The organism is Micromonospora sp. C41 (genome assembly GCF_018070485.1).
GTDB classification, from domain to species: domain Bacteria; phylum Actinomycetota; class Actinomycetes; order Mycobacteriales; family Micromonosporaceae; genus Micromonospora; species Micromonospora chalcea.
Genome location: NZ_JAGPXP010000028.1, coordinates 35,786 through 49,635, shown reverse-complemented (window position 1 = coordinate 49,635; position 13,850 = coordinate 35,786). Strand labels below are relative to the sequence as shown.

Sequence of the window (13,850 nt, the reverse complement as noted above, 5' to 3'; positions counted from 1 at the left end):
ACGCTGCTGCAGGGTTGATACGGCGGTCGGGGGAGCGCGGTGCGGTTCGGAATCTTGGGGCCCCTGCGGGTCGGCGGCGGTGAAGCCACCGTCACCGCGGGTCGAGATCGAATCGTCCTCGCCATGTTTCTGCTGCGTCCGGGCCTGGTGGTGCCGACCGAGGACCTGATCGACGCCGTGTGGGAGGACCGTCCCCCGGCGACCGCGCGGACCCAGCTCCAGATCTGCGTGTCTCGACTGCGGCAGCGGTTCGCGGCGCTCGGCCTGCCCACCGTGACCATCGTCACCGACCCGGCCGGATACGGCATCCGGATCGAGCCGGGCGACCTCGACGCAGAGGTGTTCGCCAACGGTGTGGAGGCGGCCCGCCGGAACGCCGAAGCGGGCCGGCTGATCGAGGCGCGTCAGAACTACCGGGACGCGCTGGCGTTGTGGCGTGGGCCGGTGCTGGCCGGCATCCCCGCCCGTAGCGTGCGGCGGCGGGCGCAGGCGCTCGACGAACAGCGGCTCGCCGCGCTGGAGGACTGCGTCGACATCGAGTTGCGGCTGCGCCGGGCGCCCGAGCTGGTCGACGAGCTCACCGAGGCGGTCGAGCGCGAGCCGCTGCGGGAACGGTTGCGGGGGCAGTTGATGCTGGCCCTGTCGGCGGTCGGCCGCCACGCGGACGCGCTGGCTGTCTACCGGGAAGGGCGGCGGATCTACGCCGAGGAGCTGGGCATCGAGCCGGGTGCCGCGTTGCAGGAGCTGCACCAGCGGATACTCGCCGGCGACCTGGCGCTGAGCGGCCCGGAGAGCCGGGTTGCCGCGCCGGTGCGGGCGCTGCCGCGCGCGATCAGCGACTTCACCGGGCGGCAGCAGACAGTGGCCCGGCTGGTGCGGGAGGTCGAGGAGGGTAGCCGGGTCCAGCTCGTCGACGGCATGGCGGGCAGCGGCAAGACCACGCTGGCCGTGCAGGTGGCGACCGCTGTGGCCGGCCGGTTCCCCGACGCGCAGCTCTTCATCGACCTGCACGGGCACAGCGACCGCAGCCCGCTCAGTACGACAGTGGCCGCCGCCACCCTGCTCCGGCAGCTCGGCGTGCCGGCTGAACGGGTGCCGGCCGACCCGACGGACCGGCTGGCGATGTGGCGTTCCGAGCTGGCCGGGCGTCGGGCCGTGGTGGTGCTCGACAACGCGGCCGACGCCGGCCAGGTCGCACCGCTGCTGCCCAACGGTCCGGACTGCCTGATACTGATCACCAGCCGTCGTCGCCTGATCGGCCTGGACTCGGGCCGCCCGTCCTCGCTGCCGGTACTCGACGCCGACGAGGCGGTCGAGCTGCTGGCCCGCGTGGCCGGCGCGGAGAGGGTGGCCGCCGAGCCCGAGGCGGCGATGGAGGTGGCCCGCCGCTGCGGACACCTTCCGCTGGCCCTGCGGCTGGCCGGGGCCCGGCTCGCGCACCGGCCGCGGTGGCGGGTGGCCGACCTGGCGGAGCGGCTGGCCGGCGCGTCCGACCCGCTGGCCGAGCTGGTCGCGGGAGAGCGGTCGGTGGCCGGCGCCTTCGCGTTGTCGTACGAGCAGGTGTCGCCGCTCGCGCAGCGGGTCTTCCGCCTGCTGGGCCTGCACCCGGGTCAGTGTGTCGACAACCGGGTGCCGGCCGCGCTCGCCGACCTGCTGCTGCCGCAGGCGCAGGACGCGCTCGACGAACTTGTCGACGCGCACCTCGTCGAGGAGGTGGAACCGGGCCGCTACCAGCTGCACGACCTGATCCGCGAGTACGCGCGCACGCTCGGCGCCGGACGCGAGACCGCCGACGAGCGGCGGGCGGCGGTGGGCCGTCTCATCGACTTCCATCTTCAGGTCACCGCGTCCATCGGGCGGTCGCTGGAGACGGGCGCCGAGCCGTCCCTGTTCGACCTGCCGGAGCCGGCGCGGCCCGACCTGGTGGCAGCCACTGTCGGCCTCGGCCGAGCATGGTTGGAGGAGAACCGCTCGACCCTGACGGCGCTCGTCCGGCTGGCGGAGAACGAGGGTTTTCTCCGGCAGAGCTGGCAGTTCGCCCGGGTCGCCTGGGTCAGCAACTTCTACGGCGGTCGCCTGGACGACCTGATCGAGACGCATCAGATCGGTCTGCGGGCCGCCGAGCGCCTGGGCGACGAGGAGGCCGTTGCGACGATGCTCAACTATCTCGCCTCGGCGGACTACCGCCGGGCGCGGTTCGCCGAGGCCATCCGGCGGCTGGAGGCGGTGGTCGGTATCTACCGCAGGCTCGACCGGCCGGGCGAGCTGCGCAAGGTGCTGGGCAACCTCGGCACCGCGTACGCGGTCGACGGGCAGCACCAGCGGGGTATCGAACTCCTGACCGAGTCCGCGGCGATCGCCCGCCGGTCGGGCGAGTCGTCGTGGTTGTCCAACCTGCTGAACAACCTCTCGTTCACCCTGATCTCGCACGGCCGGTACGACGAGGCTGTGCGGATGTGCCGCAACCAGATGGCTGTCGCACGGCAGGCCGGCGACCTGCGGCAGCTCGGCAACTCGATCGGGCACCTCAGCATGGCGCGGCACCGGCGCGGCGAGCACGGGCCCGCGCGCCGGCTCCTGCGCGTCGGCCTGAGGCTCAAGCGCCGGGTGGGCAACCGGTACGGCGAGGGCGAACTGCTCAACGAGCTGGGCATGATGGAGCGCGAGGAGGGCCGGCCGGAGCTGGCCGCCTCGCTGCACCGGGACGCCCTCGTGGCCATGATCGACGCCGGGGATCTGGTCGGGCAGTGCGCCTCCCGGAACCTGCTGGCCCGGGCGATCTTCGACCAGGGTGACGTGGCCAGCGCGCTGGACCTGCACCGCCGGGTGCTAGCCGACGCCGAGCGGCTGGGCCTGCGCTACGAGCAGGCCCGCGCCCTGGACGGCCTCGCGCGATGCCTGCGCCACGACGACCCGGACCAGGCCCGCCGGTACGCCGGGCGTGCGCTGGCGCTGTTCCGTCAGGTCGAGACGCCGGACCAGCGGGACACCGAGAAGCTGCTGGTCGAGCTGGGCTGAGGGGGCCGCCACTTTCCCTGCACTCCGACCGGCGGCGCGGCAGGATGGTAGGCGTGACGACTCCAGAGGCGACCGGCTACCGGATCGAACGCGACTCGATGGGCGAGGTGGAGGTGCCCGCCGAGGCACTGTGGCGGGCGCAGACCCAGCGCGCGGTGCAGAACTTCCCGATCTCGGGGCGCGGGCTGGAACCGGCCCAGATCAAGGCCCTGGCGCAGATCAAGGGGGCGGCGGCACTGGTGAACGGTGAGCTGGGGGTGATCGACGCGGACGTGGCGCAGGCGATCGCCACCGCCGCCGCGCACGTCGCCGAGGGCGGCTACGACGACCAGTTCCCGGTGGACGTGTTCCAGACCGGCTCCGGTACGTCGTCCAACATGAACACCAACGAGGTCATCGCCACCCTCGCGAGCCGCGAGCTGGGCCGCGACGTGCACCCGAACGACCACGTCAACGCGTCGCAGTCCAGCAACGACGTGTTCCCCACCTCGATCCACCTGGCCGCCACGCAGTTCGTGGTGGAGGACCTGATCCCGTCGTTGAAGCAGCTCGCGGGCGCGCTGGAGGAGAAGGCGGCCGAGTTCGAGACGGTGGTCAAGGCCGGGCGTACCCACCTCATGGACGCCACGCCGGTCACGCTCGGGCAGGAGTTCGGCGGCTACGCGGCGCAGGTCCGCTACGGCGTCGAGCGGCTGGAGTCGGCGTTGCCCCGGCTGGCCGAGCTGCCGCTGGGCGGCACCGCCGTGGGCACCGGCATCAACACGCCGCTGGGGTTCGCCGAGCGGGTGATCGGCAAGCTGCGGGAGTCCACCGGGCTGCCGTTGACCGAGGCGCGCAACCACTTCGAGGCGCAGGGCGCCCGGGACGCGCTGGTGGAGACCTCGGGCCAGCTCCGTACCGTCGCGGTCGGTCTCTACAAGATCGCCAACGACGTGCGCTGGATGGGTTCCGGCCCGCGCGCCGGCCTGCGTGAGCTGCGCATCCCCGACCTCCAGCCCGGCTCGTCGATCATGCCCGGCAAGGTGAACCCGGTGGTGGCCGAGGCGATGCGGCAGGTCTGCGCCCAGGTGGTCGGCAACGACGCGGCGGTGGCGTTCGCCGGGTCGCAGGGCGACTTCGAGCTGAACGTGATGCTCCCGGTGATGGGCCGCAACCTGCTGGAGTCGATCAAGCTGATCGCCGCGTCCAGCCGGCTGTTCGCCGAGCGGCTGGTGGCCGGCCTGGTCGCGGACGCCGAGGTCTGCCTGGCGTACGCGGAGGGCTCGCCGTCGATCGTCACCCCGCTCAACCGCCACCTCGGGTACGACGAGGCCGCCTCGATCGCGAAGGAGGCGCTGGCCAAGCAGGTGTCCATCCGCGAGGTGGTGATCTCCCGGGGTCACGTCGACTCGGGCAAGCTCACCGAGACCCAGCTGGACGAGGCGCTGGATCTGCTCCGGATGACCCACCCCTGAGGCCGGCGCCGGTAATTGCCTCGACCCGTCACCGTGGGCGCGGCATGATCCGACGGTGCGTGACGACGGCGGGGTGCTGCTGGAGACCGCGCGGCTGACGCTGCGCCGGTTCACGATGGACGACGTGGACCGGTTGGTGGCGCTGGACGCCGACCCGGAGGTCATGCGCTTCCTGACCGGCGGCGTGCCGACTCCGGCCACGACATTCCGGGACGACGTGCTGCCCCGGGTGCTCGCGCAGTACACCCGGCACCCCGGGCTCGGCCGCTGGGCGACGCTCGACCGGTTCACCGGCGAGTTCCTCGGCTGGCACTCGCTCGACCCGTCCGACGACGGCGCCGAGGCGGAGCTGGGCTACCGGCTGCGCCGCGCGGCGTGGGGGCACGGGCTGGCCACCGAGGGCGCGCGGGCGCTGGTGCGGCACGCGTTCGACACGGTCGGCGTCCGCCGCGTGTGGGCGCAGACGATGGCGGTGAACGACCGCTCCCGGGCGGTCATGGCCCGCGCCGGGTTGCGCTACGTCCGCACGTTCCACCTCGCGTTCGACGACCCGATCCCGGGTACGGAGCACGGCGAGGTGGAGTACGAGCTGTCCCGGGAGGACTGGCCCGCGACCCGTCAGAACTGGGACGCCGCCCTGCGGGCCCGGTAGGCGCTCACCGCGGCCCGGTTGCCGCAGCCGGCGTCGCAGAACCGGCGGGAGCGGTTCCGGGACAGGTCGACAAGCACGTTGTCGCAGTCGGGGTGGTCGCAGTGCCGCAGCCGGCTCAGCTCGCCCATCCGTACCAGGTCGGCCATCGCCATCGCGGCCTCGACCGCCATCCGGGTCGCCAGCGGCGCGTCCCGCGGCACCGCGTGCAGGTGGTACGGCTCGTCGTCGTGCCGGACGAGTTGCGGCAGCGCGTGCGACTCGCGCAGCAGCCGGTTGACGATCGCCACCACCTCGTCGGTGTCGGCGTACCAGATGCGGCGCAGCCGGGGCCGCAGCGCGCGGACCTGGCGCAGTTCGGTTTCGGTGTGCTCGTGCCGGCCGCTCCACCCGTGGGTGGTGAAGAAGGCGTCCAGGGCGGCCACGTCGGGCAGCCCTTCCCGGTCGCCGTCGGCGGTGTTCACCAGTGCGGCGGCACCGACCAGCGCGCATTCGGTGTCATGAGCGAAAAGCAACTTGACTCCTGTCAGGGGCTCCGCCTAGCGTCATCAGCATAACCGTCCTTCACTCATGACCTGGAGCTGTCGATGCGTGAACGATCCGGCGTCGGGCTCGGTCTGGCACTGCTCTCCGCGATCACGTTCGCGACCTCGGGCACGTTCGCCCGCCCGCTGATCACCGGCGAGTGGTCGGCGGTCGCGGTGGTGGTCGCCCGGGTCGGCATCGCCGCGCTGGTGCTCGCCGTGCCCGCCCTGCTGGCCCTGCGCGGCAAGTGGTCGGTGCTGCGGCGCAACGGCGTCACGGTGCTGCTGTTCGGGCTGCTCGGCGTCGCCACCGCGCAGGCGTGCTTCTTCAACGCGGTCCGCTACCTCCCGGTCGGTGTGGCGCTGCTGCTGGAATACCTCGGCATCGTGCTGGTGGTCGGATGGATGTGGCTGGTCCACGGGCAGCGCCCGCGAGCGCTGACGGTGGCCGGCTCGGTCACCGCCCTGTGCGGGCTGGCGCTCGTCCTCGACCTCACCGGCGCCGGCCGCCTGGATCCGGTGGGCGTGCTGTGGGGTCTCGGCGCGGGCGTCGGGCTGGCCGGATACTTCGTCATCGCCGGCCGGATCGACGCCGAACTGCCGTCGGTGGTGATGGCCAGCGGCGGCATGGCTGTCGGCGCGGTGGCGCTGCTCCTGCTCGGCGGCATCGGCGCGCTGCCGCTCGCCGCCGGCACCGCCGACGTCACCTTCGCCGGGCACCAGGTGAGCTGGCTGGTGCCGATCGCCGGGCTGTCGCTGATCGCCGCCGTGGTCGCGTACCTGGCCGGGGTCGCCGGCACCCGGCTGCTCGGGGCCCGGCTGTCCTCCTTCGTGGGGCTGACCGAGGTGATGTTCGCGGTGCTGATCGCGTGGCTGGTGCTCGACGAACTGCCCAGCCTGATCCAGCTGGCCGGCGGGGTGCTCATCCTCGGCGGCGTCGCCCTGGTCCGGGCGGACGAACTGCGCGGCACACCTTCGGCGGCCACGTCCGCCGAGCCGGTGCTGGCAGGCGACCGGTGAGCGGGCCGCGCAGCGCTGTCGTCTTCGACGCCGACGAGACACTCGTCGACCTGCGCCCGGCGGTCACCGGCGCGCTCGTCGCCGTACTGGAGGAGATGCGGCGGCGGACCCCGGCGGCGGCCGCGGTGTCGCTCGCGGACCTGGAGGAGGACTGGGGTGCGGTCTTCGGCGCGCTCAGCGCCGCCCCGGTGCAGGAGATCCGGCGGGCCGCGCTGGCCCGCTCGCTGGCCCGGGCCGGGCTGGAGACGGAGCTGGACGAGTTGGCGGAGTTGTTCTTCGCCCGCCGGTACGCGTTGAGCCGGCCCTTCCCCGACGCGCTGCCCGCGTTGGCGGCACTGCGCCCGCACCACGTGCTGGGCTTCGCCACGAACGGGAACAGCCGCGCCGAACGCTGCGGCCTCGCCGGGCAGTTCGCCTTCGAGTTGTACGCCCACGAGGGCGGCCTGCCGAAGAAGCCGGCCGGGGAGTTCTTCGCGGCCGTGGTGGCGGCCTGCGGGCTGCCCGCCGCGCGGATCGTGCACGTGGGCGACTCGCCGGAGCACGACGTGGTCGCCGCCCAGCGGGCCGGACTGCGTGCCGTCTGGCTCAACCGGGGCGGGCTTCCCCGGCCTCGGGGCCTCGAACCGGACGCCGAAGTGTCCACGCTCGCCGGACTGTCCACGGTGCTCAACACCTTGACAAGCGCGAATGCCTAGTTGCGGCCGATAACGGACGTCGATCTGGCGGAACCCGCTCCCGTGATGTGGGATGACACCACGTCCCTCAACGAGAGGATCTGATGTGGTGAGCAAGCGCTTCACCGTCGGCGCGGTCGCGGCTGCGGCCTCGCTGGCACTCACGGTGACCGGCCTGGGGATCCCGGCGAACGCCGCGCCGTCGGACACCCGGACCTTCACCGTGCTGGCCGAGAGCGGTGTGTCCACCGACGCCGCGATCGCCGCGATCACCGCCGCCGGCGGCACTGTCGTCGCCCGTACCGACGATGTCGGCCTCTTCCAGGTCACGAGCGACCGGGCGGACTTCGCCAGCCGGGCCACCGCCGCCGGCGCCCTGGTCGGCGCGGCCGAGGAGAAGGCGATCGGCCGCAAGCCGAAGCTGGACCGGGTCGAGCAGGAGCACCTGCTGGCCGCCGCGGCGACCAAGGGCAAGGCCGCCAAGAACAACGGCAAGAAGATGGACCCGCTCGACGACAAGCTCTGGGGTCTGGACATGATCCGGGCCGACAAGGCCCGCAAGATCGAGCCGGGTGACCGCCGGGTGACCGTCGGCATCCTGGACACCGGCGTCGACGCCAGCCAGCCCGACCTGGCACCGAACTTCAACTGGACACTGTCGCGCAACTTCGCCCCGGACATCCCCGAGGTCGACGGCCCGTGCGAGGTGGCCAGCTGCCTCGACCCGGTCGGCACCGACGACGGCGGGCACGGCACCCACGTGGCCGGCACCATCGGCGCCGCCGCCAACGGCTTCGGCCTGTCCGGCGTGGCCCCGAACGTCTCCCTGGTCGAGCTGAAGGGTGGCCAGGACAGCGGCTACTTCTTCCTCAACCCGGTGGTCAACGCCCTGGTGCACGCGGGCCGCTCCGGCCTGGACGTGGTCAACATGTCCTTCTACGTCGACCCGTGGCTCTACAACTGCACCGCCAACCCGGCCGACTCGCCGGAGGCGCAGGCCGAGCAGCGCACCGTCATCGAGGCCATGAAGCGGGCGCTCAACTTCGCGCACCGCAAGGGCGTCACGCTCGTCGGCTCGCTCGGCAACAACCACGAGGACCTGGGCGCGCCGCGCACCGACGTGAGCAGCCCGGACTACGGCGCCGACCCGTACCCGCGCCCGATCGACAACGCGACCTGCTGGGACCTGCCGGTCGAGGGCCCGCACGTGATCGGCGTGTCGGCGGTCGGGCCGTCCGGCAAGAAGTCCGACTACTCGAACTACGGCACCGAGCAGATCTCGGTGGCGGCGCCGGGTGGCTGGTTCCGGGACGGCTTCGGCACCGACACGTACCGCACCGACGCCAACATGATCCTCTCCACGTACCCGAAGAAGGTGCTCCAGGAGGAGGGGTCGGTCGACGAGAACGGCAACATCGTCGCCGGCTTCGAGAACTCGGTGTTCAAGCAGTGCACCGCGAAGGGTGAGTGTGGCTACTACACCTACCTCCAGGGCACCTCGATGGCGTCCCCGCACGTCTCGGGCGTGGCGGCGCTGATCGTCAGCAAGCACGGCAAGAAGGAGGGCCGCAACGGCTACGGCATGGCGCCGAACCTGGTCGAGCAGCACCTCTACCGGACGGCGGCCGAGCACGCCTGCCCGGAGCCGCGGCTGCAGAGCTACACCAACGAGGGCCGGAGCGCCGAGTTCGACGCGTACTGCGCGGGCTCGCTGAACTTCAACGGCTTCTACGGCTACGGCATCGTCGACGCCTACGCCGCGGTGAAGACGCCGGTAAAGCCGAACGTGCGACCGTAACGACCGTTTCCCCGAGGTGGCGGTGTCCGGATCACCCGGACGCCGCCACCTCGGCGTTCCGGCGGGTGTCACGGGCGCCACCCCCGGGCCACCAGTGCGGCGCGGATCTCCCGCACCAGGTCGGGGAACTCCTTGCGCAGGCGGCGGCCGGTCACGTGCAGCACCAGCCAGCCGGCCGCGACGAGCTGGTTGAGCCGCCGCCGGTCGAGGTGCATCCGGTCCGCGTCGGAGTGCCACTGACCGTCGTACTCGACCGCGACGCGGAACTCCGGCCAGGCCAGGTCGGGGTGCAGGATCAGGCCGGTCGACACCCGCACCGGATACTGGGCCACCGCGCGGGGCAGGCCGGCGAGGGCGAGACGGACCCGCAGGTGGGACTCGGGCGGGGACTGGGCCAGCCCGTCGGTCAGGCCGAACACCCACGCCGCCCGCCGCCCACCGGGGCGGCAGGCGTTCCGGGCCGCCTCGCTCGCCAGCGCCGACCGGTTCACCGAACCGGTACGCAGCAGCCCGTCGATGATGCCGACCGCCTTCACCGGATCGGCCCAGACCGCTGTCTCCCAGGCACAGGCGGCCGGCTCGGTGCGTGGCGGCGGCCCGGCCAGGGTCAACGCCGCGCCGGGGGACGACTCTGTGAACGGGCTCGATGCGGCTGAGTTCTGCGGGTCGGCCGGGCCGGGCGGTCCGGGGTGGTTGTGGGGGTGGGCCGGATCCGGCGATCTGGTCCGGCCCGGTGTGCCCGGGAGGCGGTCCGCCGCAGGCGGTGCTGCTACGGGCGACCTGGTGCCGGTGGCAGGGCGTGTGCCTGCGGATGGGCTCGTGCCGTCGGGTGGGCTCGTGCGCGCGGGTGTGGCGGCGCCGACGGGGACCAGGAGGCCGCTGCGGGTGCTCGACATCGGGGCGTGGTGCACCCGGACACCCGGCTGGGAGTCGGCCCGGACCGTGGCCGGCAGCAGGACGTGCACGTCGTCGGTGAAGCCCGCGGCGTGCTCGACCCCGTGCAGGTAGGCCGCCGAAGGGCCGGCGATCGCCGCGCCGGGTGGCAGGCGCAGCAGTGCCGCGCGGCAGGCCAGCGCGTGGTCGCGGTCGAGCCGCGCGTCGGCGTAGACGTCCTGCCGGAGCCGGACCCAGGACGCGCCGCGCAGATGGTGCCGGGACAGCAGCCCGTGCCGGATCGCTTCCGAGCCCCGGAAGACCTGCCAGGCCAGCTCCGGTGGGCGATGAGGATGAGGTGGCATGTGACGAGCGTGGCGGCGCACGGGTCGAGATCGGTACCCCTGTGGACAGCCGCAACCGTGCCGCCCTCCGCGCCCTGTGGACAACCCCCGCGCGGCCTGTCCGCGTGCTATGGCCTTCGACCTGCTCATGATCCACTCCACCTCGGGGAGGTGGTGGTGTCCGGGCCGCTTGATGCAGCCACCTCGCCGAGCTGGCGTAGAGGGCGCGCGCGGGTCAGGAGAGCGCGGTGGCGACCGCCTCGGCGGCGGCCGTCACCTGGGCGCCGATGTCCGCCACGTCGAGCGGGGTCAGCGACACCACCCCGACGCTGCCCTCCAGGCCGGGCACACCCAGCACCGGCGCCGCCACCCCGTACGCGCCTGATTGAAGCTCACCGCTGGTGCTCACCGGCCCCGGATCGCCGGCCCGCCCGGCCAGCACGGCCCGGCCGGCGGCGCCCCGCTCCAGGGGGTGCCGGGTGCCGGTCCGGTACGCCACGTGGAAGGACGTCCAGCTCGGCTCGACCACCGCGAGCGCCACTCCCTCGCCGCCCTCGACCACGGTCAGGTGGGCCGTCGCCCCGGTGCCCTCGGCGAGGCGGCGCAGCGCCGGCAGCGCGCCCTCGGCGAGCAGCGGCTGGGCGCGGCGGGCCAGGTGCAGCACGCCCACGCCGATGCGCAGCCGGCCCTCGCCGTCGCGCCGGAGCATGCCGTGGCCGGTCAGCGCGCCGACCAGCCGGTAGACCGCGGCGCGGCCGATGCCCAGCCGGTGCGCCGCCTCGGTGACGGTGAGCCCGCCCGGCGCGTCCGCGACGAGGTGCAGCAGGCGCAGACCCCGGTCCAGGGTCTGTGCGGTCTCTCCCGTGCGCGCCGCCGTGTCCACAGCACGCAGCGTACGACCCGGCTCCGGCCAACCTCGAAATGTGCGGACGGCTACCCTTGTGAGGTGACGCTACGCCTGTATGACACCGCCACCCGATCGGTGCGGGACTTCGTCCCGCGGGAAGCCGGCAAGGTGGGGGTCTACCTGTGTGGTCTCACGCTCCAGGCCCCGCCACACATCGGCCACCTTCGCTCCGGCGTCAACTACGACGTGCTGCGCCGCTGGCTGCTCGACAAGGGCTTCGAGGTCACGTTCATCCGCAACCTGACCGACATCGACGACAAGGTCCTGGCCAAGGCGATGGAGCAGGACCGGCCGTTCTGGTCGATCGCGTACACCAACGAGCAGATCCTCGCCGCCTCCTACCGGGCGCTCAACGTGCTCCCGCCGACGTACGAGCCGCGGGCCACCGGGCACGTCCCGGAAATGCACGAGCTGATCGCCCGGTTGATCGAGACCGGTCACGCCTACCCGGCCACCGACGGCTCCGGCGACGTCTACTTCGACGTGGCCTCCTGGCCGGCGTACGGCTCGCTGTCCGGCCAGTCCCCGGCGGACATGCAGCCGGCCGGTGACGCCCCCGACCGGGGCAAGCGGGACCCGCGAGACTTCGCGCTGTGGAAGGGCGTCAAGCCGGATGAGCCGGCCGACGCCTCGTGGCCGTCGCCGTGGGGTCGTGGCCGGCCCGGCTGGCACATCGAGTGCTCGGCCATGTGCTGGCGTTACCTCGGCCCCGAGTTCGACATCCACGGCGGCGGGCTCGACCTGACGTTCCCGCACCACGAGAACGAGATCGCCCAGTCGCAGGCCGCCGACCTGCCGTTCGCGCGCTACTGGGTGCACCACGGCCTGCTCGGCATCGGCGGCACCAAGATGGGCAAGTCGCTGGGCAACACGCTCGACCTCGACTACGTGGCCTCGCTCGGGGTGCGCCCGGTGGAGCTGCGCTACTACTACGTCGCCGCGCACTACCGGTCCCGCATCGACTACTCCGAGGACGCGCTGCGCGAGGCCGCCGTGGCGTACCGGCGGGTCGAGGGCTTCGTGCAGCGGGCGGCCGAGCGGGTCGGCGGCGGCCGGCCCGGCGACCTGCCGGCCGCTTTCGTCGCCGCGATGGACGACGACCTCAACACCTCGGCGGCGCTCGCGGCGCTGCACGAGGTGGTCCGCGACGGCAACACCGCGCTGACCGCCGGTGACGATGTGACCGTCCGCACGACGCTCGCCTCCACCCGGGCGATGCTGGATATCCTCGGCGTCGACCCCCTGGACCCGGCCTGGACCGGCGGCGGCCGCACGGACGACCTGCGCGGCGTGGTGGACTCCCTGATCGCGCTGGCCCTGGAGCAGCGCGCGCAGGCCCGCGGCCGCAAGGACTGGGCCGCCGCCGACGCCGTACGCGACCAGCTCAAGCAGGCCGGCGTGGTCGTCGAGGACACCCCCCAGGGCCCGCGTTGGACTATTGGAGAGCAGGACTGATGGCCGGCAACTCACAGCGCCGAGGCCGGCGACTGGCACCGAAGGCGGGCGCCCCCAAGGGCACCGGCGGCAAGAACAAGGACTCCCTCGCCGGGCGTGGGCGCACGCTGCCCGCCGACGAGCGGCCGTGGCACAAGGCGTACTCGGGCACCGAGAAGTTGCCCCAGCGCACCGCCTGGAAGCAGGAGAAGGAGCGCCGCGCCGCCGCCGAGGAGGGCCGCGCCCCCAAGATCGGCCAGCCCGGCACCAAGGACACCACCTGGGGCAAGGGCGGTGGCCGGGGCACGCCCACGACGAAGGGGCGGGGCGGAAAGCCGGCCGGCCGGGGCGGCCCCCGGGTCGCGCCGGGCCGCAAGGCCAACCCGGCGAAGGACAGCCCTGAGCTGCTGGTCGGGCGCAACCCGGTGCTGGAATCGCTGCGCACCCAGGTGCCGGCGACCGCCCTCTACACCGCGCAGGGCATCGACGTCGACGACCGGGTCAAGGAGATCGTCCGTACCGCCGCCGACCGGGGCATCGCGATCCTGGAGGTCAGCCGCGCCGAGCTGGACCGGATGACCGGCGGGGTGCTGCACCAGGGCGTCGGCCTCCAGGTGCCGCCGTTCGCCTACGAGCCGTTCGACGACCTGGTGGCCGCCGCGCTGGAACAGGCCGCCCCGCTGCTCGTCGCGCTGGACGGCGTCACCGACCCGCGCAACCTCGGCGCGGTCATCCGGTCGGCCGCCGCGTTCGGCGCGCAGGGTGTGTTCGTACCCGAAAGGCGTGCCGCCGGGATCACCGCGACCGCCTGGCGGACCAGCGCCGGCGCGGCCGCGCGCGTGCCCGTCGCCCAGGTCACCAACCTGACCCGGTCGCTCAAGGCGTGCAAGGACGCCGGCTTCGTCGTGGTCGGCCTGGACGCCGACGGGCAGACCGACCTGTACGACCTGGAGGCCGCCGTCGGCCCGCTCGTCGTGGTGGTCGGCTCGGAGGGGCGCGGCCTGTCCCGCCTGGTCGGCGAGACCTGCGACCTGACCGTCAGCATCCCGATGGTCTCCGACGTGGAGTCGCTCAACGCGAGCGTCGCCGCCGCCGTCACGCTGGCCGAGGTCGCGCGCCGCCGGTCCGTCGAGGTCTGATCGAGAGTACGAAAAA

At 73.2% G+C, this 13,850-nt stretch carries 11 protein-coding genes; 8 read left to right on the top strand and 3 right to left on the bottom strand.

What is annotated here, in order from left to right:
* The first annotated feature begins 39 nt into the window (after positions 1-39).
* From KBX43_RS24930 to KBX43_RS24920, 3 genes are read left to right on the top strand one after another with little or no spacing between them, the layout of a single operon-like run.
* The gene (locus tag KBX43_RS24930; RefSeq protein WP_043327939.1) at positions 40-3,018 is read left to right on the top strand and encodes an AfsR/SARP family transcriptional regulator; all 2,979 of its coding nucleotides are present in this window, start codon (positions 40-42) and stop codon (positions 3,016-3,018) included.
* A gap of 44 nt (positions 3,019-3,062) precedes the next feature.
* Positions 3,063-4,472 (top strand): class II fumarate hydratase, encoded by a 1,410-nt coding sequence (locus KBX43_RS24925; protein WP_176722885.1) that lies wholly within the window; start codon positions 3,063-3,065, stop codon positions 4,470-4,472.
* A 55-nt stretch (positions 4,473-4,527) separates the two neighbouring features.
* Entirely contained in the window at positions 4,528-5,124 is a 597-nt protein-coding gene (locus KBX43_RS24920; RefSeq protein WP_210887376.1) for a GNAT family N-acetyltransferase, read from the top strand.
* Here KBX43_RS24920 and KBX43_RS24915 read toward each other — a convergent pair.
* A complete protein-coding gene (locus KBX43_RS24915) occupies positions 5,091-5,636 on the bottom strand; it encodes a CGNR zinc finger domain-containing protein (RefSeq protein WP_210887372.1) in 546 nt (181 codons plus the stop codon). The genes KBX43_RS24920 and KBX43_RS24915 overlap by 34 nt on opposite strands.
* A 72-nt stretch (positions 5,637-5,708) precedes the next feature.
* Between KBX43_RS24915 and KBX43_RS24910 the strand changes: the two genes are divergently transcribed.
* From KBX43_RS24910 to KBX43_RS24900, 3 genes are all read left to right on the top strand, one after another.
* Positions 5,709-6,665: a DMT family transporter gene (locus KBX43_RS24910; protein ID WP_209963494.1), complete on the top strand. Its 957-nt coding sequence runs from the start codon at positions 5,709-5,711 to the stop codon at positions 6,663-6,665.
* Positions 6,662-7,360 (top strand): HAD family hydrolase, encoded by a 699-nt coding sequence (locus tag KBX43_RS24905; protein ID WP_043327944.1) that lies wholly within the window; start codon positions 6,662-6,664, stop codon positions 7,358-7,360. The genes KBX43_RS24910 and KBX43_RS24905 overlap by 4 nt, the downstream gene beginning before the upstream one ends.
* An 88-nt stretch (positions 7,361-7,448) precedes the next feature.
* Positions 7,449-9,137 carry a S8 family serine peptidase gene (locus KBX43_RS24900; protein WP_209963492.1) on the top strand — a complete coding sequence of 563 codons (1,689 nt, stop codon included), beginning with the start codon at positions 7,449-7,451 and terminating at the stop codon, positions 9,135-9,137.
* 68 nt (positions 9,138-9,205) lie between these two features.
* On the opposite strand, the gene KBX43_RS24895 is transcribed toward KBX43_RS24900, so the two are convergent.
* Both KBX43_RS24895 and KBX43_RS24890 read right to left on the bottom strand, forming a co-directional pair.
* Positions 9,206-10,375, bottom strand: a complete 1,170-nt coding sequence (locus KBX43_RS24895; RefSeq protein WP_210887369.1) for a hypothetical protein — start codon at positions 10,373-10,375, stop codon at positions 9,206-9,208.
* A 214-nt stretch (positions 10,376-10,589) separates the two neighbouring features.
* Positions 10,590-11,237: an IclR family transcriptional regulator gene (locus tag KBX43_RS24890; RefSeq protein ID WP_043327947.1), complete on the bottom strand. Its 648-nt coding sequence runs from the start codon at positions 11,235-11,237 to the stop codon at positions 10,590-10,592.
* A gap of 63 nt (positions 11,238-11,300) precedes the next feature.
* On the opposite strand from KBX43_RS24890, the gene cysS reads away from it, so the two are divergent.
* Both cysS and rlmB read left to right on the top strand, forming a co-directional pair.
* Positions 11,301-12,716 carry a cysteine--tRNA ligase gene (cysS, locus tag KBX43_RS24885; RefSeq protein ID WP_043327948.1) on the top strand — a complete coding sequence of 472 codons (1,416 nt, stop codon included), beginning with the start codon at positions 11,301-11,303 and terminating at the stop codon, positions 12,714-12,716.
* The gene (gene rlmB, locus KBX43_RS24880) at positions 12,716-13,834 is read left to right on the top strand and encodes a 23S rRNA (guanosine(2251)-2'-O)-methyltransferase RlmB (protein WP_043327949.1); all 1,119 of its coding nucleotides are present in this window, start codon (positions 12,716-12,718) and stop codon (positions 13,832-13,834) included. Before cysS ends, rlmB begins: the two co-directional genes overlap by 1 nt.
* The last annotated feature ends 16 nt before the right edge of the window (positions 13,835-13,850 follow it).